This is a genomic window from Frigoribacterium sp. AC512 (assembly GCF_979258295.1).
Window position 1 is genome coordinate 486,403 of sequence record NZ_OZ409850.1, and the last position, 24,355, is coordinate 510,757.

Sequence of the window (24,355 nt, forward strand, 5' to 3'; positions counted from 1 at the left end):
CCGCCCGCCCGGACGGCAGCCGGGCCGACGGTCCGTAGACTCGCCCCGTGCACCCACTCGCGACCTGGCTCTGGCTGGCGGGCGCGATCGTCGTCGAGGTCACCGCCTCCTTGTCGCTGCAGGCGGCCGTCGACAGCCCCGGCTGGTACGCGCTGGTCGTCGCCGGGTACCTGTCGGCCTTCCTCTGCCTGTCGCGGGTGCTGCGGGGCGGCATGGCCATCGGCGTCGCCTACGGCATCTGGGGCGCCTCGGGCGTGGCGCTGACCGCGGTCATGGCGGCCGTGCTCTTCGGGCAGGCGCTGACCGGCGTGACGGTGGCCGGGCTGGTGCTGGTGATCGCGGGGGTGCTGCTCGTCGAGCTCGGGTCGCAGCGCGCCCACGCCGCGCGGGCGCGCGGGGGCGACGCCTGATGGGCTGGGTCCTGCTCGCGATCGCCATCGTCTGCGAGGTCGGCGCGACGATCAGCCTCAAGCTCGCCACCGACGGGCGGAGGCGCTGGTACGTGCCCGTGGCCCTCGGCTACGTCACCGCGTTCTCGTTGCTCGCAGGCGCCTTGGCGCTCGGCCTGCCGATCGGGGTCGCCTACGGGGTCTGGGCGGCCACCGGCGTGGCCCTCACCGCGGTGCTCGGACGCCTCCTGTTCAAGGACCCCCTGACGGCGACCATGGCCGCCGGCATCGTCCTCATCGTCGCGGGGGTCGTCCTCATCGAGGTCGGGCACTAGTCCCCGCACCCGGACGGCCCGGCGCCGCGACGGTCGCCGGAGCGCCCGGCCGGCCCGGTGCTGCGACGGGCGCCACCGCGCCCGGCCCCGGACGCACGAGACCCGCCCGGCCCCGAGGGGCGGGCGGGTCTCGTGGTCGCGGGAGGCGCCTCCTACGAGGCGGGCGTGCTCACGACGGGCGTGCCGCTGGGCACGTGCTGGGACGACACCTCGACGCCGTGCGACGTGCGCAGCACGTCGAGCGTGGCCTCGATCTCGGCCTCGCGCTCGTCGGCCGTCCAGCCGAGGCTCGACGCCAGGACGTCGGCGATCTCGCTGAGCAGCTCGATCGTGACGCCGCCCACGAAGGCGAGGTTGGTGCGGCGCAGGACGACGTCGGCGAGGTGCACCGCGTCCTCGTGCTCGGCGAAGTAAGCGATCTCGGCCGTGGTGAGGCCCGGGTCGCTCGCCAGAGGCTCGGACGGCTGGTCGAGCAGCACCTCGATCACGCTCTCCGCACGGGTGCCGTAGCGGGTGAGGAGGCGGTCGACGTGCTCGCGGCTGAGGCCGTCGGCGTGGGCCGCGACCCAGGTGGTGCGGGCCGCGTCGGTGGTCGGGAAGTCCTTGCCGCCACCGATCGCCATGCCGGTCGTGTCGACCGTGCGGGTCACGCCGAGACGGTTCGTCGCCTCGGTCGACAGGTGCGCCGACAGGGCGCGGAACGTCGTCCACTTGCCGCCGACGAGGCTGAGCACCTTGCTGGTCGGCAGCTCCGCGACCTCGGTCTCGACGATGCGGTAGTCGCGCGACACGAAGCCGGCGGCGAGGTCGTCGTGCTTCGGCAGCGGACGGACGCCCGAGTAGCGGTAGACGATGTGGTCGCGCGTGATCTCGATGTCGGGGTAGACGTGCTTGACGAGGTCGAAGAAGTAGTCCACCTCCTCCTCGGTGCAGACCGCGGGCTCGGCCATGTCGGCCTCGAGGTCGGTCGTGCCGATCAGCACGCGGCCCTTCAGCGGGTAGATCAGCACGATGCGGCCGTCGTTGTTCTCGAAGAAGATCTCGCGGCCGTTCGTGGCCTCGAGCAGCTCGGGGCTGTCGACGACGATGTGCGAGCCCTTGGTGCCGCCCATGTACTGCGACTCGGCGCCGAGCGCGGCGTTCGTCAGGTCGGTCCAGGGGCCGGAGGCGTTGACGACGACGTCGGCCGTCACGGTGAACTCCGTGCCGGTCACGACGTCGCGCAGCACGACCCCGCCGTCGGCGGTGCCGGCGGCCTCGAGGTAGTTCGCGCTGCGCGCGTTGTCGCCTGCGGCGAGGCCGTCCTTGAGCACGTCGAGGGCGAGGCGCTCGGGCTCGTGGACCGAGGCGTCGTAGTAGGTGCCCGTGTACTTCAGGTCCTTGTTCAGGTGCGGCATCTCGGCCAGCGCGGCCTTGCGGCCCAGGAACTTGTGACGGGGCACGGAGCCGCCGTCGCGCGAGAACGAGTCGTACATGGTCATGCCGACCTTGATGAGGAGCGCGCCGCGCTCCTTCGTGCTGCGCTGCTTGTGCGTGAGCATGCGCAGCGGGGCGTTGAGGATGCCCGAGAACGTCGAGAAGATCGGCATCGTCGTCTGCAGCGGCTTGACGTAGTGGGGCGCGATCTTGAGGAGGCCGTTGCGCTCCTCCACGCTCTCGCGGACGAGGCGGAACTCGCCGTTCTCGAGGTAGCGGATGCCGCCGTGGATCATGTGCGACGAGGCAGCCGAGGCGCCCGAGGCGTAGTCGGCGCGCTCGACGAGGACGACGTCGACGCCCTGGAGGGCGAGGTCGCGGAACGTGGCGATGCCGTTGATGCCCCCTCCGACGATCAGCACCTGGGCGTGGGGGCGGTCGGCGATGCGCGACACGTTGGCGCGCATCGTCCCTGTCTTCTTCGACTCGGTCACAGTGGAGCTTCTTTCCCGTTGCGTTCGGTGAGCGGTGGGGTCGTGCGCCGGCTGCTCGGGCCGGTAGTGTCCATGATCGACCCCTCCTGACGAGGGTGCAACGTATCTGCACAGATGTGCACGGAGGTGCCCATGGCCGAGGCGACGACGTCCGAGAAGACCCACGACGCGCTCCGTGCGGCGCACCTGTACTACATGCAGGACCTGACGATGGAGGCGATCGCCTCGGAGCTGAACACGTCCCGCTCGTCGGTCTCGCGCCTCCTCAAGGCCGCCCGCGAGACGGGCCTCGTCGAGATCCAGATCAAGTCGCCGCTCGACCAGGCGACGAGGTCGGCCGCGGCCCTGCACGACCGCTTCGGCGTCGTCGCGCACGTCGTGCCCGTGCCCGACCAGATCAGCGAGATCGACCGGCTCGAGCGGGTCGCCCTGTCGGCGGCCCGCACGATCACGCCCTACGTCGACTCGAACATGGTGGTCGGGGTCGCGTGGGGTGCGACCCTCAGCGCCGTCAGCCGGTCGCTGGTGCCCCGGGCGACGCACAACTCCGTCGTGGTGCAGCTGAACGGCGCAGCGAACACGCGCACGACGGGCATCGAGTACGCGAGCGAGATCCTGCGGCGCTTCGGGGCCGCGTACTCGGCGGCGGTGCAGCAGTTCCCCGTGCCGGCGTTCTTCGACGACCCGGCGACCAAGCGCGCGCTCTGGCGCGAGAGCAGCACGAAGCGCGTGCTCGAGCTGCAGGCCTCGATGGACCTGGTCGTCTTCGGGGTCGGCTCGCGCGACGCCCGGGTGCCGAGCCACGTCTGGTCGGGGGGCTACCTCGAGAAGAGCGACCAGCTGAGCCTCGACCGCGACGGCGTCGTCGGCGACGTCGCGACCGTGTTCTACCGCGAGGACGGCTCGTCGGCCGACATCGCCATGAACGCCCGCGGCACGGGACCCGACCTCGAGACCATCCGACGTGCGCCGCGTCGGGTGTGCGTCGTGGCCGGCGAGGCGAAGGTCGCGGGGGTGCGCGGTGCCCTCGCCGCCGGGCTCGCGACCGACCTCATCCTCGACGAGGGGACGGCGCGGGCGCTGCTCGCGAGCTGAGGCGCAGCCGGGGCGACCGGGGGACAGGCTCCCGAGTGCCCCTCCAGCCCCGCGGCGTAGACCGGTGCTCGACATCGATCGGCCCGCCCCGCGGGCCCGGAGGAGGAGAGCCCCATGGCCACCACCGATCTGACCGGACGACGCGTGCTCGCGATCGTCACCAACTACGGCGTCGAGCAGGACGAGCTCGTCGTGCCCGCCCGTGCCCTGCGCGAGGCCGGCGCGACCGTCGTCGTCGCCGCGCAGTCGACCGAGCCGATCCAGACGCTCGTCGGCGACAAGGACCCGGGCGAGACCGTCCGCCCCGACACCACCCTCGACGAGGCCGACGCGGCCGACTTCGACCTGCTGCTCGTGCCCGGCGGCACCATCAACGCCGACACGATCCGCCAGGACGACGGCGCGGTCTCGCTGGTCGAGGCCTTCGCCTCGGCAGGCAAGCCCGTCGCCGCCATCTGCCACGGCCCCTGGCTGCTGGTGGAGGCGGACCTCCTGAAGGGCAAGGAGCTCACCTCCTTCGCCTCGCTGCGGACCGACGCCACGAACGCGGGCGGCTCGTGGGTCGACCGCTCCGTCGTCACGGACGTCGAGGGCGGCTTCACCCTCGTCACCTCGCGCACCCCCGACGACCTCGACGACTTCGTCGGCGCCGTCCAGGACGCCCTCGTGACCGCCGGCGGCAGCCAGGGCTGAGGCGCCCGGCCGCACCTGCCGCGGTGCCCTCGCCCCGGTGCCGGGACCGACGATTCGTCGCGGTCCCGGCACCGGGTCTTTAATCAGAGGAGGCGCCGTGTCAGGACGGCCCGGTCGACGAGGAGCAGGTCATGGCAGCGGCAGCAGCACGGGCGGCAGCAGCGGGGGAGGCGTCGTGAGGTGGCGGAGCACGCGCGGCAGCGCCGGCCCCGCGAGCCCTGACCCGGCGCCGGTCGACCCCGGGGCCCTGGAGCGCGCGGTCGTCGAGGGCCTGCTGATCTCGCGGGCCGCCGCGATCGTGTCGGTCGCCAACCGCATCGTCGTGCGTGCGCTGCGCGACGACGACGTCTTCGACCACGACGAGACCGCCGCCTCCGTCCGTCGCACGCTCCACCGCCTCGCCGAGGAGCAGCGGTACCAGAACCGCCGCATCGGGGAGGCGCGCCAGAAGGCGCTCCGCTCCAAGGGCCGCTCCCGGCACCAGCACGACTACCGCAAGGGCGACGACGAGACCCTCTGGTTCCGCGAGAAGACGTACACGGCCGTCGCCGACCGGCTGGACGCCCTGCGCGACGACGCCGAGTACGTCGACGACATCGTCCAGACGGCGGTCGCCCGAGCCTGGGGGGACGTCGGCGCGGCCGTCGTGACCCGGGTGCGCGCCGCCTCCGTCGTCGTCGACGCCGCCTACGGCGAGGCCCGGGCCGAGCGGCTCGCCGGCCTCGACGACGACCTCGCCGAGCTGCGGGCACAGGCGGCGTCCCGGTCCGCTCCGACGACCGGGGCCGACCCCTCGTCGTCGTCCTCTTCCTGACGCGCTCGTCGTCGTTCTCTCGGTCTTCCTGACGAGAGCGGGCCCGCCCCGAGCGGGGGCTTGCCGGCGCGCCCCGGCGCGAGCATCATCGACTCACCCCACCCGTCGTGCCCGGGCGACCACGCCGCCCCGGCCCCCTCGATCACGCCCGTCGTCCGGGTCGGAGTACCCGCATGCGCCGCCTCCCCCTCCCTCTCGTCCGGGCCTGGGTCCGCGCGCGGTACCGCGTCGTCGACGAGCTGCTCTCGACGCCGTGTCCGGACGACCACCCGAGCGGCCACGCCCCCGGCACCGATCCCGATCGCGTGCTCGTGCTGGGCAACGGTCCTGCCGTCGGCTGGGGCGTCCGCAGCCACGACCTCGCCCTGCCGGGCACGCTGGCCCGCGCCCTGTCGGCGCTGACCGGCCGCGGCGCCGACGTCGACGCGCTGGCCGACGCCGACGTGTCCGTAGCGACCGCCGCCTCCTTCGTCCGGGGTCGCGACCTCGGGCGCTACGACGCGGTCGTCGTCGTGCTGGGTGTGAGCGACGCCCTGCGGCTGGTCCCGCGGTCGCGCTGGGCCGCCGGGCTCGCGGCACTGCTCGACGCCCTCGAGGAGGAGGTCGACCCGTCGTGCGAGATCGTCGTGACGGGCATCCAGCCGCCGAGCTCGGTGCCGAAGTTCGCCCTGCGCTGCGGCGGCGTCGTGGACGCCCACGCCGACGAGCTCAACCGCGTGACCGAGGGGCTCTGCGCTGCCAGGGCCCGGGTGTCGATGGTGTGCCCGCCCGGCCCCGTCGCCGCGCCCGAGGGCCTCGGGGAGCCGGCCCGCACCTCCGTCCCCTACCCGGCCTGGGCTGCGGCCCTCGCCGCCGTGGTCGCGCCGCTGGTCGACGCCGCCCTGGCCGCGGGGAGCACCGCGCGGACCGCCCGCGAGGCGCCCCAGACCGACGAGACGCGCATCGCCGCCGTCCGCGCCCTCGGGCTGCTCGACACGCCGGCCGAGAAGCGGTTCGACGACATCGTCGAGCGGGCGCGGGTGCTGCTCGGCGCCCAGGGGGCCGCGTTCTCGCTCATCGACGACGGGCGCCACTGGAACAAGTCGGTCGCCGGGTCGTCACAGGTGGAGGTGCCCATCGCGTCGTCCTTCTGCTCGAAGACCGTGCGGAGCGGCACCGCGATGGTCGTGCCCGACGCCTGGCGCGACGACCGCTTCGTCTCGCACCCGAGCGTGCGGTTCTACGCGGGGCACCCCGTCGAGAGCCCGGACGGCGTGCGGATCGGCGCCCTCTGCGTCGTCGACGCCGAGCCGCGGAGCGCCGAGAGCGTCGACCTCGTGCTGCTGCGTGAGCTGGCCCTGCAGGTGCAGCGCGAGCTGAGGGTCGCGCCGGTCGGCGGCTGAGCGCCTGAGGGCTCGCGTCCGGGACCCGCGTCGAGGTCTCAGGAGACGTCGTCGCGAACGTGCCCGTGCCCGGACCTCGGGACCGCCGTCGACGCCGTCTCCTGAATCGTCGACGTGGGATCCGGGGCGGGGCGCGGCAGGGCGGCACGGGGCGCGGCGGGGCGCGGCAGACTGGCCGCATGGCCGACTCACCCGCACCCCTCGTCACGCCCGACGGCCGCTACCTCGTCGTCCGCGGTCGCCTCTGGCGCCGCACGGACCCGTCGCTGCCCGAGGAGCGTCGGGCCGAGCTCGTGCACGAGCTGATGGAGGCGCGGCGCGCGAAGAAGACCGCGCTGGACGACGACGACGCCGAGGCCCGCGAGGCCGCCCGGGCCCGGGTCGACGCCGCGAAGACGGCGCTCGGCGAGCGGGGCCCGGTCTGGTGGGACGACGACGCCCCGGACGAGACCCGCCGCATGGCCGAGAACACCCGGTACGCGGACTGGTTCGCGGAGGCGAGCGGCGGCGAGGTCGGCTAGGGCCCCTGGCGCCCCATGGCTCCTGTGGCCCCTGGCGCCCCCGGGCGCCCTGCTGCCCCTAGCGCCCCTGGCGCTTCTTGAACGGCTTCGGCTGCCCCTTGACCGCCGGGGTTCGCCCCTTGCCCTTCGACGCCTTGGCCTTGCCGCCGGCCGGGGGAGCAGGCGGCGCGGGCGGTGTCGAGGGGCTGGCCAGCTCCTCCTCGGCGACGACCACGGCCGCGCGGCCCGCCTTGGTCAGGCGGTAGGGCGAGGCGTCGCGGTCGAACAGCTTCTGCCCGAACTCGAGCTCGAGCGCCTCGATCGACGACTCGAGCTTCTGCCGCGAGATGCCGAGCTTGTCGGCCGCGACGGGGAAGTGCAGCACCTCGGCCGCGACGAGGAAGTGCCTCAGGTGGCTCGTCTTCACGTGGTGTCGCCTCTCGCTGGTCGGCCGGGTGCCCGACCGCCCCAGACTAACGGAGCCGCAGGCCGCCCCGCCGAGGCGGGACGACCTGCGGCCGAGGAAGGGAGCTGTGCCGGACGGGTCGTCAGGCGACGCTGACCGAGCCGCCCGCGGCGGGGCCGTGCGTGACGCCGAGCCCGTCGAGCGCCTTCTGGAAGATCGTCAGCCCCGACATGCCGGGCAGGTTCGAGATGTTGGCGTCGAGCTTCTCGGCGGCCTTGCGGCCCTCCTCGCCGCTCATGAGCTGGCCGAAGACGAACTTCACGTCGTCGAGCTCCATGATCGACGAGCCGACGGGTGCCCAGACCTTCTGCAGCAGGAAGCGGGTCAGCTTCTGTGCCTTCTTGCTCTTGAGCAGGCGCTCACGGGCCTGCGAGACGTAGAACGCGACGTGGCGCGACTCCTGGCGGGCGATGCGCACGAGCAGCTCGGCGAGCACCGGGTCCTTCTCGAGGGCGGCCATCCGCTTGTAGGCGGCGACGGCCGAGTACTCGTTGGCGGCGCCCCACGACATGTGCACGGCCACGAAGTCCGAGCCGACGAACTTGCCGAGCAGACCCTGCTTGACGGGGTCGAGCTTGTCGCGCCAGCCGAGCTTCAGGCGGTTCGCGCGCAGCTGGTCGTAGTCGACCTTCTCGCCGTGCACCTCGAGGATCGCGGCGAGGGCCTCGCCGTGCCAGAACTCCTCGCGGTTCCACATGGTCATGAAGGTCGAGACGTCGCCCTCCTTGTGCGAGGGCGTCGTCAGCAGGTCACGGGTGTAGCAGACCGTGTGGTACTCCACGTCGGCCATGTAGCGCAGCGTGCGGAGGGAGTCCGGGCTGAGCGGGTTCTCCTTGAAGTGGTCCAGGTCGAGGTCGTCCCAGGTGATGCGCTCGCTGGTGGCGGCGAACTTGTCGATGTCGAATGCCATGTGGCGTGAGGAGGCGCGGGTCGTCAGACCCTGTCTCCTTCTCCTTTCGAGGTGGTGCCGACGGCGGGGGCCGTCGATGTTCCGGACGCGGACGAACCGCGGGCACGCGACCAATCTCGGATGCTCCATCTTCTTCGGAGCGCCTCGCGTGCGAGATTGGCGTCGGGGTTGACGGCGGACGGGTTGCCGAGCATCTCGAGCCACGCCAGGTCGGCGTGGCTGTCACCGTACCCGTACGACCCCGAGAGGTCGATTCCCTCTTCGAGGGCCCACTGCGCGAGCCACGCGGCACGGGCCTCGTCGACGAGCGGCGGCTGGGCGAGGTAGCCCGTGAGGACGCCGTCGCGCTCGTGCATCGTGCTCGCGACGACCTCGTCGAAGAGGTGGGCGATGGGCGTCGCCAGGGTGCCGATCGAGCCCGTGACGAGCACGGTGCGGTGGCCGGCGGCGCGGTGCTCGGCGATGCGCGCGAGCGCCTCGGGCAGGGTGTGCCGGCGGACCGTCTCGGCGTAGCCGGCCGAGCGGACGACGCCCTTCAGGCGCGAGACGGGCATGCCGGCGTACCGGCGGAGGAACGCCCGGATGAACTCGCCGCGGTCGCGCCCCTCGGCGCGCAGGTAGGCGGGCAGCCCGGTCAACAGCGACGCGACCTCGGCGGGCCAGGCAGCCTTGCGGAAGCCGTTCGAGCGCACCCAGAGGTACTGCTCGACGATGTTCGAGTCGAGCACGGTGCCCTCGAGGTCGAAGACGGCGACGACGTCGGTGCGCTGCGGCAGCGCCCGGGCGTCGAGCACGGCACCGGCCGCGGCGGGACGCACCGAGAACGCCCGCGTCATCGCCGTGATCGACGGGAAGTGCACGGTCTGGAAGTAGTCCTCCCAGTCGATGTCCGTGACGTCGAAGCCGATGTCGGCCGGCGCCTCCTCGGGGAGGCCGTCGTGCAGGGCGCGCGTGCGGCGGTCGTCGAAGATGATCTCGGACTGCACGTAGTGCCGGTACAGGTCGGTGAGGCTCTGCAGCGACTCGAGGTCGGCCCGCCGCGTCTGCACGCCGGTCAGGGCCGTGCGGGTGCGGGTCGTCGAGGGCAGGCGGACGAGCACGCGCTCGCGCCAGTCGTTCGCACGCTGGGCGGTCCGGATCGCGCCCTCCACCTTGCGCACGCCGGGGAAGTTCCAGTGCGGCACGGGGATGCTCGTGTGCTCGTCGCGCGGCAGCGGGTTCGCCGTGAAGAACGTCTTGAGGTTGTCGAACATCCGCAGGATCGGGAACGGGTTGCTGTTGCCCGACGCGACGTGGAAGTACTGCGGCTCGGGTGCCGGGGCCGAGGCCGCGCCGTCGGTCGCAGCGCCCGACGCGACGGCGCCGGCCGCACCGGAGTCGACGGCAGAGGCCGAGGAGGCGCCGGCCGGGTTCGCGGCGACGGCCAGGACCACGTTCACCACGTAGTCGACCGGCACGATGTCGAGCACGCTGTCGGGCACCCCGGGGAACTCGGGCAGCAGGCCGCGGGCGTACGACATGATCAGCGGGTCGGCGACCTTGAAGCCGTCGATCCAGCCCGGGTAGGGGTGGCGAAGTGCGCTCTCGACGATCGCGGGGCGGACGACGGACAGCCGGTGGCCCTCGGCCGCCCAGATCTGCTCGGCGGCGCGTTCGGCGAAGGCCTTGGTCAGCGTGTAGACGTCGGTCCAGCCGAGGGTCTCGGCGCGGGTGCGCCCGTAGTCGACGAGACGAGCGGCCACCCAGGCGACCCGCGCCTCCTCGGCTGCGGCCGCGACCGCCTGCGGGCCGGTCTTGCCGTGGCCCGCCCGGCCCTCGGCCAGGAACCCGCGGAGCGTCTCGGGCTGGCGCGACGCCGCCTCGACGCGGGCACGAGCGTCGCGGGCGGCCGCGTGCTCGGCGCGCCAGTCGACGTCGTGGCGGAGCGCCGCCTCGGGGAAGACGCCCTTGCGGATGCCCCCGACGTAGGCCGTCGAGACGTGGACGACGTGCGGGTCGCCGCCCGCCGCGACCAGCGCCTCGTAGAGACCGACGGCGCCGCCCACGTTCGTGTCGAACGCCTGGTCGATCGGCGGGTCGAACGACACCGTCGACGCGCTGTGGATGACGACGTCGAGGTCGCCCGGCAGGGCCGGCAGCGAGCCGAGGGAGCTCTCGACGACCCGGAGCCGCTCGGTCAGCGCGCGCTCGACCTCGTCCGCCCCGACGCGCTCGCGCCAGGACGCGAACACGGGCTTCTTGAGGAGGTGCCGCAGGCGGGCCAGGGCCGACGTGCCGGCCTTCGGGCGGATGAGCAGCGTGACCGTCGTGTCGGGGTGCGACGACAGCAGCCGCTCGAGGATCGCCTGGCCGACGAAGCCGGTGCCGCCGGTCAGGAGCACGTGCGCCGAGCCGAGGCTGGTCACGGTCGAGCCGGGGACGGAGGAGGGGGCAGGGGCGGTCATGCGGTGAGCTTTCGGGTCACGGCGGCGCCCACGGAGGCGTCGAGTCCGGGCAGGGAGGCGACGCGGTCGCCGACGGCGTCCGCTCGCAGGTGGCCGGCCGCGCCGCCCCACACCGCGGCGTCGAAGAAGGTGCGCTCGGCGTCCGAGCGCTCGACGGCGCCCAGCGGCCAGACCGCCGTCGACAAGGAGGCGCGGGTCTGCTTCACGGCACGGGCCGAGTCCTCGAGGCGCCAGCGTGCCTCGACGTCGAAGAACTCCTCGTGCCGCGCCTTGACGGTGCGGAGGCGCTCGACGATCGCGGTCAGCGCGGGACTGTCGGCGCGCTCGACGAGGACGTCGTACGCGTGCCGCATCACCCACTCGTCGACGAGGCCGGTGGTCATGTGCACGGCCACGATGGGCACGCCGCGGCCGATGGCCTCGATCGCGCGGGTGATCGGGCCACGCCGCTCGACCGCCTCGCCGGGGCTGTGTCGGCGGGGCCCCTCCTCGACGTCCTTGAGGCGCGGCTCGCCGTTCGCCTCGAGCACGGCGTCGACCGCGTCGGCGATCCAGTACTTCTCGAAGGCCCAGGTGACGAGGAACGCGGTGACCCGGGCGTCCTTGTGCGTGGCGGTGACGAGCAGGTTGCGGAGGTGCTCCATCGTCGCGCTCTCGAGGCGGCCGAGGTGGCGCAGGAGGCGGAGCTCGTCCGGGCCGAGCGGCGCGGCCTCGAAGGGCGCCAGGTCGAGCTCGGCGCGGAGCGTGCCCTGGGCGGTCAGGGTGAACTCGCGGATGTCGAAGGTGCTCGAGTCGTAGGGGTCGCGATCGGTCGTCATGGCTGTGTTCCTCCGGGGGACCTCATCGCGGTGGTGAACGGGACACGATGCACGCAGTTTCCCGACAAGACCGTATCGTAAGCGGCATGGCAACAGCGCTCGTCACCGGGGGCACGTCCGGCATCGGAGCCGAATTCGCCCGCCAACTCGCCGCCCGCGGCTGGGACCTCGTCCTGGTCGCCCGCGACCCCGCCCGACTCGACCTGACCGCCCTCGAGCTGAGGGCCCTCGGACGCGACGTCGAGGTGCTCTCCGCCGACCTCGGCGACCGTGCCGACGTCGACCGGGTGGCCGCCAGGCTCGCCGAGGTCGACCGTCCGGTCGACCTGCTCGTCAACAACGCCGGCTTCGGCGTGCACGAGCCGCTGACGAGCACCGACACGGCCGTGCACGACCGGGCGTTCGAGGTGATGGTGCGGAGCGTGCTGGTGCTCTCGGCGTCCGCGGGGCGCGCGATGCGCCTCCGTGGCTCCGGCCACATCGTCAACGTGGGCAGCGTCGCGGGCTTCATGGCGATGGGCAGCTACTCGTCGATCAAGGCGTGGGTCAACTCGTTCAGCGAGGGCCTCGCGGTCGAGCTGAAGGGCACCGGCGTGGGCGTCACGGTCCTGCAGCCGGGGTGGGTGCGCACGGAGTTCCATCAGCGTGCCGGGATCCGGTCGTCGTCCATACCCAACTCGATGTGGCTCAGCGCCGAACGACTGGTGTCCGCGTGCCTGCGCGACGTCGAGAGAGGCAAGGTGGTGTCCATGCCCACGCTTCGGTACAAGGTGCTGATCGGCTTGGTCAAGCACGCCCCGGGCAGCGCCGTGCGCGCCGTGTCCGGCGCGATCTCGTCGAGCCGCCGTGCGCCCGCGGACGCTGTTGCCGGCGGTGCTGCCGGCGGTGCTGCCGGCACGGACGCTCCGGTGGAGCGGTGACGGTGGCCCGCGACGACCGACCCGACGAGACCCAGGAGGCCGCCGAGGCGGAGTCCGCCTCGTCTGCTGCGTCGTCGTCTCCTTCGTCGTCGTCGTCCGCCGACGCTCGCGCGGCTCGCCCGCGTCGCGACGCCGTCGCCCGCGCCGCCGTCGACGTCAAGGACCGCTTCAGCTCGCGCGGCCACGCGATGGCCCGCTACGTCGCCCAGCGCGTCGTCCTCAAGCCCACGATCTGGTCGATCACGAGCGTCACCGTCATCGACCGCGACCGGCTCAAGGGCGTCGAGGGCGGCTTCATCGTGGTCGCCAACCACTCGAGCCACCTCGACGCGCCGCTCATCCTCGGCGCCCTGCCGCGGCGACTCGCCCGGTACCTCGCCACCGGCGCCGCCGCGGACTACTTCTTCGACGTGCCGTGGCGCCGCAAGCTGACCGAGCTCTTCTTCAACGCGTTCCCCGTGCAGCGCGGGTCGTCGACCGCGACCCCGGCGGGCACGCCCGGGTCCCCGACGCCCCAGGCGCCGGGGGCCGTGGCCGCCGCAGCCGCCGCGGCCGCGCACCCGTCGACGGGCGCGACGGCGATCCCGTCCGCGGCGCGCCGAAAGGCCGCAGCCAAGGTCGCCGCCCGCCGCCGCGCCGGCCAGCCGACCGTCAGCGCCCGCTCGCTGCTCGAGCGCGGCTACCCGGTGCTGGTGTTCCCGGAGGGCACGCGGTCCAAGGACGGCACCGTCGCCTCCTTCAAGCCCGGTGCCGCGGCGCTCGCCGCCGCCTGCGACGTGCCGATCATCCCCCTCGCGCTGATCGGGGCGCACATCGCGCACCCGCGCGGCTCGAGCTGGCCGCGACCCGGCCGGCTGCCCGTCGGCGTCGCGTTCGGCGACCCGATGCGTCCCGATCCCGGCGAGACGCCCCTCGACTTCTCCGCTCGGCTCCGCGCCGAGATCCTGCGTCTCAAGGACGCGAACACCGCCCGCATCCTGGGCCCCGAACACCCCTCTGAAGGAGCACGACCGTGACCGACGTCCAGAACAAGCCCCAGACCACGGCCGCCGACCACGGCGTCGCCCACATGAAGTGGTGGGGCTGGGGCGTCGAGGGCGTCGCGTTCCACCACGAGGACAAGCCCGGGTTCGCCCCGTTCGTGAAGAAGATCGTCGGCGTCGAGCTGACCCAGGGCCAGCACGACACCGGGCTCGACTTCGCCCAGCTGACCGTCCCCGCCTCGCGCGCCTCGGCCGAGGTGCTCGACTCGCTCGTGCAGATCGTCGGCCCGGAGCACGTCGACCAGGGCGACCACGACCGCGTCGTCCACACCTACGGCAAGAGCATCCGCGACCTGATCCGCATCCGCGCGGGCATCCTCGAGCGCGTGCCCGACCTGGTGGTCTACCCCGCCGACGAGGCCGAGGTGCAGCAGATCGTCGACCTCGCCGTCGCGAGCGACGTCGTGCTCATCCCCTTCGGCGGCGGCAGCAACATCGTCGGCAGCCTCGAGCCGATGCCGACCGAGGAGCGCACCGTGGTCTCGCTCGACATGGGCCGCCTCTCGAAGGTGCTCGACATCGACGAGGACGGCGGCCTCGCCCGCATCCAGGCCGGCGGCCAGGGCCCCGACCTCGAAGAACAGCTCAACGCGCGCGGCTGGACCCTCGGCCACTTCCCCGACAGCTTCACCCACTCGACCATGGGGGGCTGGGTCGCGACCCGCTCCTCCGGCATGCAGAGCGACAAGTACGGCGACATCGCGGACATCACGAAGGGGCTGCGCGTCGTGCGCCCCGGGGGAGTCCTCGCGATCCGCGCCGTGCCGAGCGCCTCCACCGGGCCCTCGCTGCGCGAGATGATCATCGGCTCGGAAGGGCGCCTCGGCGTCATCACCGAGGTCACCGCCCAGGTGCACCGCCTGCCCGAGAAGCGCGAGATCCTCGCCTACCTGTTCCCGTCGTGGCACGACGGCCTGGCCGCCATGCAGGCCATCGCCGAGAGCGACGCCCGCCCGTCGGTGACCCGTGTCTCGGACGCGCACGAGACGGCGTTCTCGTTCGCCACGTCGAAGGCCAGCACGGGCATCTCGAAGGTCGTCAACGACGCCCTGCCGAAGGTGCTCAAGGCCAAGGGCTGGGACGTCGACGCGATGTGCCTCTCGTTCATCGGCTACGAGGGGAGCCCCGAGCACGTCGCCCAGACCCAGAAGGCGGTCGCCAAGATCGTCAAGGCGAACAAGGGCATGGGCGTCGGCAAGGGCCCGGGCAAGCTCTACGACCAGAAGAAGTTCGACACGCCCTACCTGCGCGACTTCTTCATGGACCACGGCGGCGCAGCCGACGTGTCGGAGACCGCCGCGCCCTGGTCGAAGCTGCGCGCCGTGTCGTCACGTGTCTACGCGGCCGCCAACCAGGCCTTCGACCAGATCGGCGTCCAGGGCTGGATCATGGGCCACCTGTCGCACTCGTACCACTCGGGCGCGTGCCTCTACTTCACGTTCGCGTTCGAGCACGGCGAGCAGGCCGAGGCAGAGTACGACGTCGTCAAGCACGCCATCCAGCAGGCGTTCATCGACACCGGCGCGACCGTGTCGCACCACCACGGCGTCGGCCTGGAGCACCAGCCCTGGCTGGCCCAGGACGTCTCGCCCGAGGGCGTCGCCGTCATGCAGGGGCTGTTCGACTCGGCCGACCCGGGGCGCGTCTTCAACCCGGGCAAGGTCACCGGCGCGTAGGCAGCGTCGTCCGCCCGTCGCTCGGGCTCGGCGCCCCGTCGCACCTCGTGTGCGGCGGGGCGTCGCGCTGTCGCGCCTTCGCGCTGTCGCGCTGTCGCTCCGCCTTCCCGCGCGGCTGCGCTACCGCGTCGCGCACTCGTGTCGGGGACTCAGGCGCGGGCGTCGTCAGGGGTGCTGCGTCCTCGGCGGGACAGGCCGCGCCTCCTCCGTCTCCTGATCCGTCGACGCGTCGTCGGCCCGCCCGAGCCGCAGCACCGACGGCCCGCTCGCGCCGGCGCGTCGACGGCCCGCTCGCGCCGGCGCGTCGACGGCCAGCTCGCGCCGGCGCGTCGACCGCCCGCTCGAGCCGCCGCGTCGACGGACGGCCGTCGGGCGTCATCTGGGGCGGCGGCGCAGGCTCGCTGCCTACACTGAGGTCTGTTCGTACGTACCGACCCACCTCACGGAAGAGACGCGCATGACCGGCATCCACGACGACATCACCTCCGCCTTCGGCGACACGCCCCTCGTGCGCCTCAACCGCCTGGCGGTGCCGGGCGGCGCCGAGGTCGTCGTGAAGCTCGAGTTCTACAACCCGGGCGCCAGCGTCAAGGACCGTCTCGGCGTCGCCATCGTCGACGCGGCCGAGGCATCGGGCCAGCTGCAGCCCGGCGGCACGATCGTCGAGGGGTCGAGCGGCAACACCGGCATCGCCCTCGCCCTCGTGGGCGCTGCCCGCGGCTACCGCGTCGTGATCACGATGCCCGAGACCATGAGCGTCGAGCGCCGCACCCTGATCAAGGCGTACGGCGCCGAGGTCGTCCTGACCCCGGGCAGCGAGGGCATGCGCGGCGCCGTCGAGCGCGCGAAGCAGATCGTCGACGAGACCGAGGGCGCCATCTGGGCCCAGCAGTTCGAGACGCAGGCGAACGCCGAGATCCACCGCCGTACGACGGCGCGCGAGATCATCCGTGACACCGACGGGGCCGTCGACTTCTTCGTCGCGGGCGTCGGCACCGGCGGCACGATCACGGGCGTCGGCCAGGTGCTCCACGAGGAGGTGCCGGGCGTGAAGGTCGTCGCCGTCGAGCCCGCCGACTCGCCGCTGCTCAGCGAGGGCAAGGCCGGACCGCACAAGATCCAGGGCATCGGCGCGAACTTCGTGCCGGAGGTGCTCGACCGGTCGCAGATCGACGAGGTCTTCCCCGTGCAGCTCGACGACGCCCTCCGCGTCGCGCGCGACCTCGGCACGAAGGAGGGCATCCTCTCCGGGATGTCGTCGGGAGCCATCGTGCACGCCGCCCTCGAGATCGCCGCCCGCCCCGAGAACGCCGGCAAGCGCATCGTCGCGATCGTCTGCGACACGGGCGAGCGCTACCTCTCGACGGTGCTGTTCCAGGACCTCGCGGACGCCTAGCGTGCGGCTGGTCGCGCGGCTCCGCGAGGACCTCGCCACCGTCCGGCGACGTGATCCCGCGGCCCGCGGACGGCTCGAGACGGCACTCGTCTACTCGGGGCTGCACGCGGTCTGGGCGCACCGCCTGACCAGTCGGCTGTGGCGTGCGGAAGGCGTGCTGCGCCTCCTCGGCTCTCGGTTCGTCGCCCGGGTGCTGTCGCAGGTCGCACGGACGGCGACCGGGGTGGAGATCCACCCGGGCGCCGTGCTCGGGCGACGGCTGTTCATCGACCACGGGATGGGGACCGTGGTCGGCGAGACGGCGGTCGTCGGCGACGACTGCACGCTGTTCCACGGGGTGACTCTCGGGGGCAAGGGCGGTCGCGGCGTCGCCGGACGTCGGCACCCGACGCTCGAGCGCGGCGTCACGATCGGCGCGGGCGCGGCCGTGCTCGGCGGGGTCGTCGTCGGGGCCGACAGCGTCGTCGGCGCGGGCGCGGTCGTCACGCACGACGTGCCGCCCGGGTCGGTCGCGGTGGGCGTGCCCGCCGTCGCGCGGCCGCGACGCGGCTAGCCCGGCGCTGCCGGTACTAGCCCGCCGCTCGTCCGCCTCCCTGCCTCCGCGTCGAGGAATCAGGTGCTGGCGTCGACGCTGGACTCGGGACCGGGCTGGGCGGCACAGGTCGTCGTCGACGCCTGAGTCCTCGACGCCGTCGACGCCGTCGCAGCAACGCGCGACGGCACCGCCGCGCCGCGCGGGCGGCCGCCTACGCGAGGGGACGCCGCGACTTCGGCATGCCCGCGATCACCCGGTCGTACGAGTTGCCCACGAGGTCCTCGACCATCGTCGCGGGCAGGTCGCCCGACAGGTCGAGCGTGATCCAGTGCCGTTTGTCGAGGTGCCACCCCGGAGTGATCTCGGGGTGCTCGGCACGCAGCTGCTCGGCGTGCTCCGGCACCGCCTTGAGCGAGACGGACGGCTGGTCAGCGTCGACGGGCACGAGGGCGAAGATCTTCCCGCGCACCTTGTACACGGCGATCTCGAGCCCGAACGGGAACGTCAGCTCGGCAGAGGGCTGCTCGGCGCAGATCGCCTGCACCTGCTCGGTCGTCGTCGCCACGGGCCCAGGATGCCACGCGCCGCAGGATGCCACGCGCCGCAGGATGCCACGCGCCGCAGGTCGTGGCGAGGAGGCGCCGGCCAGGTCTCGACACTCTAGCCGCCGACGGCACGGCCGGGTGGTCGCGACGCCGCGCGACCGCCTACCGTCGTCGACATGATCAGGGAACTCCTCCTCGTCCGCCACGGCGAGAGCACCGCGAACGTCGCCGCCACGGCCGCCGAGGCAGCCGATTCCGAGACGATCGACGTCGACGAGCGCGACGCCGACGTCCCCCTCAGCGAGAAGGGGATCGCACAGGCGCGCGCGCTCGCCTCATGGCTCGACGGCCTCGACCCGGGCGCGGTCGCCGGGGGCGACGGAGGCAGCGGCACCGCCTTCTGGTGCTCGCCCTACCTGCGTGCCCGACAGACCATCGAGACGGCGGCGGACGAGGCCGGTCTCGACCCCACGATCCGCGTGGACGAACGACTCCGCGACCGCGAGCTCGGGGTGCTCGACCTGCTGACCCGTCGCGGGGTCGAGGTGCGGCGCCCCGAGGAGGCGGCGCGACGACACCGGCTGGGCAAGTTCTACCATCGTCCGCCCGGCGGTGAGTCCTGGGCCGACGTGGCCCTCCGCGTCCGCTCGGTGCTCCGCGACCTCGACGACCTGGCCGACGAGACCGACACCCAGCGCGTCGTGCTCACCGCGCACGATGCCGTCATCATGCTCGTCGTCTACGTCTGCACCGGGATGAGCGAGGAGGACCTGCTCGAGTTCGCCCGCGGCAACACCGTCACGAACGCCTCCGTGACCACCCTGCGCCGCGAGGCGGGCGCCTCCTGGTGGACCCTCGACCGCTTCGCGGACGTCGACCACCTGGCCGAGCAGGACGCACCCGTCACCGTCCACGAAGGAGACCGCGATGTCCGACCGCACTGAGCACGTCATCACCCCCGAGCTGCTGCGCGACTGGCCCCTCCCGACCGCCGGCGACGGCAAGTACTCGCGAGGGCAGGTCGTCGTCGTGGGCGGAGCAGCGCGCACGCCCGGTGCAGCGATGCTCGGCGCGCTCGCAGCGCTGCGCGTCGGCGCGGGTCGTCTCACGCTCGCCGTCGCCGGCTCGGTCGCCCCGCACGTCGCGGTGGCCCTGCCAGAGGCGGGCGTCGTTCCCCTGGGCGAGACCCCGGAGGGGCATGTGGTCGGCTCTTCGCTGGGGGCCGCGGCCGAGGACCTGCAGGGCGCCGACGCCGTGCTCGCCGGGTCGGGGCTCGACGACGCCGACGAGGCCGAGGCCCTGGTGCGCCTCCTGCCTGACCTCGTGGGGGACGAGACGGTGGTCGTCCTCGACGCGTTCGCCCTCGGGGTGCTGCCGCGCTGCGGGGGTGCGGTCGACCGGCTGCGCGGCCGACTGGTCATGACCCCGAACACGAGCGAGGCCGGCCGGCTGCTCGACCGAGACGTGGACGACCTGCCGAGCGACCTGCTCGAGATCGCAGCCCGGTGGGAGGCGGTGGTCGCCTGCCAGAGCCTGGTCGCGTCCCCGGACGGGCGGCTCCTGCGCTCGGGTGCCGGCCACGTCGGCCTGGGCACCTCGGGCAGCGGGGACGTCCTCGCAGGGGCCGTGGCGGGGCTCGCCGCCCGCGGGGCCACGCCGGCACAGGCCGCGACGTGGGCGACCCACGCCCACTCGTCGGCGGGCGACCGGCTGGCCGTCGGAGTGGGGCCCCTCGGGTTCCTCGCGAGCGAGCTGCTCACGGAGCTGCCGCGCGTGCTCGTCGAGGTCGGCTCCTAGGCCGAGGAACGCGCGTCAGGCCACGCCGGGTCGCGTGTCGTCGTCGCCGGCGCCGCGTCGTGGAGCGGCTGGATGGGGAGCCCAGACGGCGGCCGCGGCCGCCGCCGTGTTCGCGCCCGTCAGGCGTTCGTCAGCTCGCGCTCTGCCGGTGTCGCGCTCCGCGCCTCCTTGGCGGACGTGCCGAGCCGGTCCTTGAGACGGAGGGCAGGGCCCTCGACGAAGCGGTGCGAGAGGTACGCCGTCACGACGGACGCGGCGATCACGGCCACGACGCCGAGCGCACCGGGGACGACGGGGGTGATCAGCGCGATGAAGACGACGTGCCACAGGTAGATCGGGTACGAGAGAGCCCGGCCGAACCAGGCCACGGGGCTGAGCGAGAGCACCCGGGCGGGGAGCGACGGCCGGGAGACCAGGCCGCCGATCAGCAGTGCCGACGCGATCGCCACGCCGGGCAACATCACCGTGAACGTCGTGACGCTCTGCTGCCAGCCGCTGCCGATCACCGCCAGGGAGCCGACGACACCGGCGAGGCCGACCCAGGTGGCGGCGCTGCCGAGGCCTCCGCGGAAGAGCGCCTGCCCCTTCTCGGAGCCCATGACGAGCGCCAGCCCGCAGCCGAGCAGCAGGGGAGCCACGTTCAGCACCGGGCTGAAGTAGATGTCGGGCGTGGACCCGCCCCCGGGTGCCTCGAAGAGGAAGCCCGACGCCACCACGGAGGCCACGACGAGTGCGCCGAGCACGGCGACCATGACCCGGCGGGTGGCGACGACCGCGATGAGGAGCATGAGGAGGGGCGGCCAGACGATGTAGAACTGCTCCTCCATCGAGAGGCTCCACATGGGCGAGAAGACGCCCTGCGACTCGCCGAAGAACGAGCGGGCGACGTTGCCCGTGTAGGTGAGCGCGACCGCGGCAGCGCCGAGGGCGCTCATGGTCGAGCCCTGGTAGTCGCCGATCAGCCACCACAGGGCGGCGCCGACGACCACCACGGTGAGCAGCGTCGGGTAGAGGCGCAGGATGCGCCTCACCCAGAAGCGGCCCAGGCGGATTCGGCCCGTGCGGGCGTGCTCGCCGAGGAGCAGCGTCGTGATGAGGTAGCCGGAGAGCACGAAGAAGACGTTGACGCCCACGAATCCGCTGCCGAAGCCGGGCACGTGCAGGTGGTAGAGCACCACGAACGCGATGGCGACCGTGCGCAGGCCGTCGAGCGGCAGAACGCGGTCGCGGCGCGTCGATGTCGTCGGAGAGGCGAGGGGCATCGGGCCAGTCTGCCTGCCGGACCTCCGATCTGCCCGGGTGCGGTCACCCCGGGGCGGCGAGGTGCGCGGGGCGGACAGGCGCGTCGTGCGCGTCGAGGGGGCAGGCGCGTCGAGCGCGTCGAGCGCGGCGAGGGGGCAGGCGCGTCGAGCGCGTCGAGCGCGTCGACGATTCAGGAGGCGGTGGCGAGAGCGGGCAGGGAGCGTGCCGGGACGGCGACAGGGCGTCGGCGACTCCTGAGTCGTCGACGCCCTGTCCGAGGGCGCTGCGAGGCGCGGACCTCGCGTGACCGTCAGGCCGAGGGAGCCTCGGCGTGTGCGCCCGAGCCGTCGCGGGTCTCCTGACGGGAGCTGCTGCCGTCGCCGGCTCCGGCGGGCCGGCCGTGGCCCACTCGTCGAGGCAGGGCGAACACCAGCGCGAAGGCGACGAGCGCGAACGCCGCGCTGACGCCCATGGCCGCGGCGGAGGCGTCCGTGAAGCCCGCGGCGCGACCAGCCGCCGTCGCCAGCTCGCGGCCGCCGGGCAGCGACCCGAAGAGCACGCTGCCGATGATGGCGATGCCCACGGCCGAGCCGATGCGCTGGATCGCGGAGATCACGGCGCTGGCCGAGCCGGCGTCCTGCGGGTCGACCGTGGCCACGATGAACTGCACGTTCGGGGCGATGAAGAAGCCGTTCCCGAGGCCGGCCACCAGGAGGGGGACCAGCAGGATCCAGTTGGTGAGGTCGGCCGGCTCGACGACGAGGAGGATGATCCACATCGCTCCGAGCCCGATCGTGACGAGCGCCGTGCCGAGCACGAGCACGTTGCGGCCGAGCTTCTGGGCGAGCTGGTTGCTCTGCGACGACGAGATGATGCTGCCGACCGCGAACGGGATGGCGACGGCGCCGGAGGCGAGGGCGCTGTTCCCGAGACCCGACTGCCAGAGCAGCGAGATCGTGAAGAAGATGCTCGTGAAGGCCGCGAAGTAGACCAGGGCCAAGACGACTCCGCCTGTGAACTGCGGGTGGGAGAACAGCTTCGGGGGCACCAGCGGCGTGCGTCCTCGGCGGGTGTAGGCCACCTCCCACAGCCCGAACAGCACGAGCAGCACGAGGCCGCCGGCGATGCTCAGGTAGGTCCAGAGGGGCCAGCCCTCGTCCTGCCCCTGGATGAGCGGGACGAGCAGCGCGACGAAGGCCGCCGACACGAGCAGCAGGCCGAACCAGTCGAGCCCGCGGTCCGGGCGAGGCACGGACTCGTCACGACGGGGGAGCAGCACGGCGGCCGCGATCAGCGTGATGATGCCGAGGGGCAGGTTCACGAAGAACACGAGACGCCAGCCGTGCTCGTCGCCGAACGCCTGGATGAGCAGTCCTCCGATGATCGGACCGAGGGCCGACGAGACGCCGATGACGGCTCCCATGATGGCGAAGGCCTTGCCGCGCGACCGCCCCGGGAACAGCAGCTGGATGAACGCCGTCACGGCCGGCACGAAGATGCCGCCCGCGAGCCCCTGCACGACGCGGAACACGACGAGCTGGTGGTCGCTCGTGGCCACGCCGCAGGCGAGGCTCGCGAGCGTGAAGAGCAGCACACCGGAGAAGTAGACCCACTTGTGCCCGATGCGGTCACCGATGCGGCCGGCCGGGATGAGCGTCAGTCCGAAGGCCAGCGCGTATCCCGAGATGATCCAGGAGAGGGTCGACTCGGAGGCGTCGAGGTTCGTCCTGATCGTCGGCAGCGCGACGTTGACGATCGTCGTGTCCAGCAGGGCGATGAACATGCCGAGCAGCAGCGCCGACAGGGCGAGCCACGACTGGCGGGGAATGGCGGGCGCCGGGGCGGCTGCCCGGGCGGTGGCGTCGGTCATGGAAGTGCCTTTCAGGGGGCAGGGGCGGGTGCCCGGCGGGTGGCCGGAAGAGGGAGACGGGAGTCGAGGAGGCGGTCGCTACCGACCGGGGGAGCCGGGGGTCAGTGCGTGCCTGGCCCCCGCCTCCTCGTCGGCGACGATCTCGGGGAGCGCGTCCACGAGCGTGTCGTGCCAGTCGAGCTCGGCGCGGAGCCGGTGCTCTCGGTGCGCCATCGCGTGCTTCTCGGCGACGGAGAGCCAGGGGCTGGCGCGACGGTGGTGCTCGATCTCGTCGTCGAGGAGGCGACGGACCGCTCGGCGGCGTTCGTGGACCGTGTCGATCAGGTCGTCGATGGCATCGGGGTCGACGCGGGTCAGCGCGAGGTCGAAGGGGTCGGGCCGCAGCACGACGGTCTCGAGCGCGTGCCGGCGGGAGTCGGCGAGGGCCGTGCGGCCGTCGTCGGTGATCGCCCAGACCTGTCGCTCGGGGAAGTTGCCCTCGCGCTCGGTGCGGACGGGGGCGAGCAGGCCCTCGGCGGCGAGGCGCTTGAGGGCGCCGTACAGCCCGCCGACCGAGATGTCGGTCCACTGGTGGACGTGTTCCTGCTCGGCCTGGAGCTTGAGCTGGTGCCCGTGCATCTCACCGTGGCGTGCGAACGAGTCGAGCACGAAGAGGCGGATGGAGGACACCGAGGTACTCTCGCACGAGTAGTCGTTCGTGTCAAATAAAATGCAGTTCACGCAACTCGGGGTCACTGCGGGGTCACTGCGAGGTCACTGCGGGGTCACTGCGGGGTCACTGCGGGCGCCCTCAGGCGTCGAGCAGGCCGGACGCGCCGAAGACCGGGCTCCCGGCGCTCCGCCCCCGGCCCCCGACGCCGCCGACGCCGACGCCGCGAGCGGAACCGCTGACGCAGCCGCCGCCGCGCTGTCGAGGACTCAGGCGCGGGAAGCGGCGAGCTCGGCGACGTCGCGCATCACGGGCGCGAGCGACGGCGACTCCTGATCGCTCAACAGCAGCGCCGCGCGCTCGGCAGCGAGCCCGGCGAAGCACTCGCCGATGGTGACGCCGTGCCCGGGGCGCGAGACGACCCGGAGGTCGTCGCCCGCCGAGACCTCGCCGCCGACGACCACCTTGAGGTAGGCGCCGGGCCTGCCCTCATCCTGGAACCGCCGTACCCAGCCCCGTTCGCCGAGTCGACGCGCGAACGTGGCGCACGGAGTCCGCGGCATGGTCACCTCGAGGACGAGACGCTCGCCGACGGCCCACCGCTCGCCGATGACGGCGCCGGTGACGTCGAGGCCCGACGTGCGGAGGTTCTCGCCGAACGAGCCGGGAAGCACCTCACGGCCGAGGAGGTCGGCGAAGTGGTCGGCGTCCTCGTCCGCGAAGGCGTACACGGCCTTGTCCTCGCCGCCGTGGTGGGCACGACTGGCCTGGACGTCACCCCTCAGGCCGAGCTTGCGGACGGGCACCGGCCCCGCGACCGGTCGCTTGTCGATCGCGGTCACGCCGACGCTGCCGGAGTCGTCGAGCAGAGCGTGGACGCGGCAGATCGCGGTGACGTGGGGCATGGGGCCATCGTGCCCGAGACC

24 protein-coding genes are annotated in these 24,355 nt (G+C 73.1%); 14 read left to right on the plus strand and 10 right to left on the minus strand.

The window, feature by feature from the left end:
* Window positions 1-47 precede the first annotated feature (47 nt).
* Together ACZZ97_RS02150 and ACZZ97_RS02155 are read left to right on the plus strand one after the other, a co-directional pair.
* Window positions 48-410, plus strand: a complete 363-nt coding sequence (locus ACZZ97_RS02150) for a DMT family transporter (protein ID WP_463472145.1) — start codon at window positions 48-50, stop codon at window positions 408-410.
* The gene (locus ACZZ97_RS02155; RefSeq protein WP_463472146.1) at window positions 410-724 is read left to right on the plus strand and encodes a DMT family transporter; all 315 of its coding nucleotides are present in this window, start codon (window positions 410-412) and stop codon (window positions 722-724) included. Before ACZZ97_RS02150 ends, ACZZ97_RS02155 begins: the two co-directional genes overlap by 1 nt.
* Before the next feature lie 152 nt (window positions 725-876).
* On the opposite strand, the gene ACZZ97_RS02160 is transcribed toward ACZZ97_RS02155, so the two are convergent.
* Window positions 877-2,634 carry a glycerol-3-phosphate dehydrogenase/oxidase gene (locus tag ACZZ97_RS02160; protein WP_463472147.1) on the minus strand — a complete coding sequence of 586 codons (1,758 nt, stop codon included), beginning with the start codon at window positions 2,632-2,634 and terminating at the stop codon, window positions 877-879.
* Window positions 2,635-2,766: 132 nt separating this feature from the next.
* On the opposite strand from ACZZ97_RS02160, the gene ACZZ97_RS02165 reads away from it, so the two are divergent.
* The 5 genes from ACZZ97_RS02165 (at window position 2,767) to ACZZ97_RS02185 (ending at window position 7,139) form a co-directional block, all read left to right on the plus strand.
* Entirely contained in the window at window positions 2,767-3,729 is a 963-nt protein-coding gene (locus tag ACZZ97_RS02165) for a sugar-binding transcriptional regulator (protein ID WP_123547337.1), read from the plus strand.
* Window positions 3,730-3,843: 114 nt separating this feature from the next.
* Window positions 3,844-4,422, plus strand: a complete 579-nt coding sequence (locus ACZZ97_RS02170) for a type 1 glutamine amidotransferase domain-containing protein (RefSeq protein ID WP_314102389.1) — start codon at window positions 3,844-3,846, stop codon at window positions 4,420-4,422.
* 175 nt (window positions 4,423-4,597) lie between these two features.
* Window positions 4,598-5,236, plus strand: coding sequence for a hypothetical protein (locus ACZZ97_RS02175; protein ID WP_463472148.1), 639 nt, complete (start codon window positions 4,598-4,600; stop codon window positions 5,234-5,236).
* Between the two features lie 173 nt (window positions 5,237-5,409).
* Window positions 5,410-6,618, plus strand: coding sequence for a GAF domain-containing protein (locus tag ACZZ97_RS02180; RefSeq protein ID WP_463472149.1), 1,209 nt, complete (start codon window positions 5,410-5,412; stop codon window positions 6,616-6,618).
* Window positions 6,619-6,797: 179 nt separating this feature from the next.
* Entirely contained in the window at window positions 6,798-7,139 is a 342-nt protein-coding gene (locus ACZZ97_RS02185; protein ID WP_463472150.1) for a biopolymer transporter Tol, read from the plus strand.
* Window positions 7,140-7,197: 58 nt separating this feature from the next.
* Here ACZZ97_RS02185 and ACZZ97_RS02190 read toward each other — a convergent pair whose 3' ends face one another.
* The 4 genes from ACZZ97_RS02190 to ACZZ97_RS02205 form a co-directional block, all read right to left on the minus strand.
* Window positions 7,198-7,545: a helix-turn-helix domain-containing protein gene (locus ACZZ97_RS02190; RefSeq protein WP_123546825.1), complete on the minus strand. Its 348-nt coding sequence runs from the start codon at window positions 7,543-7,545 to the stop codon at window positions 7,198-7,200.
* Between the two features lie 121 nt (window positions 7,546-7,666).
* On the minus strand, window positions 7,667-8,494 hold the full coding sequence (locus ACZZ97_RS02195; RefSeq protein ID WP_123546824.1) for a ferritin family protein: 828 nt from the start codon (window positions 8,492-8,494) through the stop codon (window positions 7,667-7,669).
* Between the two features lie 23 nt (window positions 8,495-8,517).
* Complete coding sequence (locus ACZZ97_RS02200) at window positions 8,518-10,938, minus strand: SDR family oxidoreductase (protein ID WP_463472151.1); 2,421 nt, start codon at window positions 10,936-10,938, stop codon at window positions 8,518-8,520.
* Window positions 10,935-11,756: a hypothetical protein gene (locus ACZZ97_RS02205; RefSeq protein ID WP_314102400.1), complete on the minus strand. Its 822-nt coding sequence runs from the start codon at window positions 11,754-11,756 to the stop codon at window positions 10,935-10,937. Before ACZZ97_RS02205 ends, ACZZ97_RS02200 begins: the two co-directional genes overlap by 4 nt.
* A gap of 86 nt (window positions 11,757-11,842) precedes the next feature.
* On the opposite strand from ACZZ97_RS02205, the gene ACZZ97_RS02210 reads away from it, so the two are divergent.
* The 5 genes from ACZZ97_RS02210 (at window position 11,843) to epsC (ending at window position 17,344) form a co-directional block, all read left to right on the plus strand.
* Window positions 11,843-12,676 carry an SDR family NAD(P)-dependent oxidoreductase gene (locus tag ACZZ97_RS02210; protein WP_463472152.1) on the plus strand — a complete coding sequence of 278 codons (834 nt, stop codon included), beginning with the start codon at window positions 11,843-11,845 and terminating at the stop codon, window positions 12,674-12,676.
* Window positions 12,677-12,678: 2 nt separating this feature from the next.
* Complete coding sequence (locus ACZZ97_RS02215; RefSeq protein ID WP_463472153.1) at window positions 12,679-13,692, plus strand: lysophospholipid acyltransferase family protein; 1,014 nt, start codon at window positions 12,679-12,681, stop codon at window positions 13,690-13,692.
* Complete coding sequence (locus ACZZ97_RS02220; protein WP_369878173.1) at window positions 13,689-15,395, plus strand: FAD-binding oxidoreductase; 1,707 nt, start codon at window positions 13,689-13,691, stop codon at window positions 15,393-15,395. The genes ACZZ97_RS02215 and ACZZ97_RS02220 overlap by 4 nt, the downstream gene beginning before the upstream one ends.
* 457 nt (window positions 15,396-15,852) lie before the next feature.
* The gene (gene cysK, locus ACZZ97_RS02225; protein ID WP_463472154.1) at window positions 15,853-16,791 is read left to right on the plus strand and encodes a cysteine synthase A; all 939 of its coding nucleotides are present in this window, start codon (window positions 15,853-15,855) and stop codon (window positions 16,789-16,791) included.
* 1 nt (window position 16,792) lies between these two features.
* Entirely contained in the window at window positions 16,793-17,344 is a 552-nt protein-coding gene (epsC, locus tag ACZZ97_RS02230; protein WP_463472155.1) for a serine O-acetyltransferase EpsC, read from the plus strand.
* Between the two features lie 193 nt (window positions 17,345-17,537).
* Here epsC and ACZZ97_RS02235 read toward each other — a convergent pair whose 3' ends face one another.
* Entirely contained in the window at window positions 17,538-17,891 is a 354-nt protein-coding gene (locus tag ACZZ97_RS02235) for an MmcQ/YjbR family DNA-binding protein (RefSeq protein ID WP_463472156.1), read from the minus strand.
* A gap of 156 nt (window positions 17,892-18,047) precedes the next feature.
* Here ACZZ97_RS02235 and ACZZ97_RS02240 point away from each other — a divergent pair, with 156 nt between their 5' ends.
* Together ACZZ97_RS02240 and ACZZ97_RS02245 are read left to right on the plus strand one after the other, a co-directional pair.
* Complete coding sequence (locus tag ACZZ97_RS02240; protein WP_463472157.1) at window positions 18,048-18,815, plus strand: histidine phosphatase family protein; 768 nt, start codon at window positions 18,048-18,050, stop codon at window positions 18,813-18,815.
* Window positions 18,799-19,668: an ADP-dependent NAD(P)H-hydrate dehydratase gene (locus ACZZ97_RS02245; RefSeq protein ID WP_463472158.1), complete on the plus strand. Its 870-nt coding sequence runs from the start codon at window positions 18,799-18,801 to the stop codon at window positions 19,666-19,668. The genes ACZZ97_RS02240 and ACZZ97_RS02245 overlap by 17 nt, the downstream gene beginning before the upstream one ends.
* A gap of 119 nt (window positions 19,669-19,787) precedes the next feature.
* On the opposite strand, the gene ACZZ97_RS02250 is transcribed toward ACZZ97_RS02245, so the two are convergent.
* From ACZZ97_RS02250 to ACZZ97_RS02265, 4 genes are all read right to left on the minus strand, one after another.
* The gene (locus ACZZ97_RS02250) at window positions 19,788-20,930 is read right to left on the minus strand and encodes an acyltransferase family protein (protein WP_463472159.1); all 1,143 of its coding nucleotides are present in this window, start codon (window positions 20,928-20,930) and stop codon (window positions 19,788-19,790) included.
* Window positions 20,931-21,220: 290 nt separating this feature from the next.
* Window positions 21,221-22,780: an MFS transporter gene (locus tag ACZZ97_RS02255; protein WP_463472160.1), complete on the minus strand. Its 1,560-nt coding sequence runs from the start codon at window positions 22,778-22,780 to the stop codon at window positions 21,221-21,223.
* A gap of 78 nt (window positions 22,781-22,858) precedes the next feature.
* Window positions 22,859-23,449 carry a PadR family transcriptional regulator gene (locus ACZZ97_RS02260; protein WP_314102230.1) on the minus strand — a complete coding sequence of 197 codons (591 nt, stop codon included), beginning with the start codon at window positions 23,447-23,449 and terminating at the stop codon, window positions 22,859-22,861.
* Between the two features lie 249 nt (window positions 23,450-23,698).
* Window positions 23,699-24,334 carry an MOSC domain-containing protein gene (locus ACZZ97_RS02265; RefSeq protein ID WP_463472161.1) on the minus strand — a complete coding sequence of 212 codons (636 nt, stop codon included), beginning with the start codon at window positions 24,332-24,334 and terminating at the stop codon, window positions 23,699-23,701.
* Window positions 24,335-24,355 lie beyond the last annotated feature (21 nt).

Bases quoted from the DNA above. Each gene is read 5' to 3' on its own strand.
- ACZZ97_RS02155 (WP_463472146.1), top strand. From the start codon at position 410: ATGGGCTGGGTCCTGCTCGCGATCGCCATCGTCTGCGAGGTCGGCGCG.
- ACZZ97_RS02165 (WP_123547337.1), top strand. From the start codon at position 2,767: ATGGCCGAGGCGACGACGTCCGAGAAGACCCACGACGCGCTCCGTGCG.
- ACZZ97_RS02170 (WP_314102389.1), top strand. From the start codon at position 3,844: ATGGCCACCACCGATCTGACCGGACGACGCGTGCTCGCGATCGTCACC.
- ACZZ97_RS02180 (WP_463472149.1), top strand. From the start codon at position 5,410: ATGCGCCGCCTCCCCCTCCCTCTCGTCCGGGCCTGGGTCCGCGCGCGG.
- ACZZ97_RS02185 (WP_463472150.1), top strand. From the start codon at position 6,798: ATGGCCGACTCACCCGCACCCCTCGTCACGCCCGACGGCCGCTACCTC.
- ACZZ97_RS02195 (WP_123546824.1), bottom strand. From the start codon at position 8,494: ATGGCATTCGACATCGACAAGTTCGCCGCCACCAGCGAGCGCATCACC.
- ACZZ97_RS02200 (WP_463472151.1), bottom strand. From the start codon at position 10,938: ATGACCGCCCCTGCCCCCTCCTCCGTCCCCGGCTCGACCGTGACCAGC.
- ACZZ97_RS02205 (WP_314102400.1), bottom strand. From the start codon at position 11,756: ATGACGACCGATCGCGACCCCTACGACTCGAGCACCTTCGACATCCGC.
- ACZZ97_RS02210 (WP_463472152.1), top strand. From the start codon at position 11,843: ATGGCAACAGCGCTCGTCACCGGGGGCACGTCCGGCATCGGAGCCGAA.
- cysK (WP_463472154.1), top strand. From the start codon at position 15,853: ATGACCGGCATCCACGACGACATCACCTCCGCCTTCGGCGACACGCCC.
- ACZZ97_RS02240 (WP_463472157.1), top strand. From the start codon at position 18,048: ATGATCAGGGAACTCCTCCTCGTCCGCCACGGCGAGAGCACCGCGAAC.
- ACZZ97_RS02245 (WP_463472158.1), top strand. From the start codon at position 18,799: ATGTCCGACCGCACTGAGCACGTCATCACCCCCGAGCTGCTGCGCGAC.
- ACZZ97_RS02250 (WP_463472159.1), bottom strand. From the start codon at position 20,930: ATGCCCCTCGCCTCTCCGACGACATCGACGCGCCGCGACCGCGTTCTG.
- ACZZ97_RS02255 (WP_463472160.1), bottom strand. From the start codon at position 22,780: ATGACCGACGCCACCGCCCGGGCAGCCGCCCCGGCGCCCGCCATTCCC.
- ACZZ97_RS02265 (WP_463472161.1), bottom strand. From the start codon at position 24,334: ATGCCCCACGTCACCGCGATCTGCCGCGTCCACGCTCTGCTCGACGAC.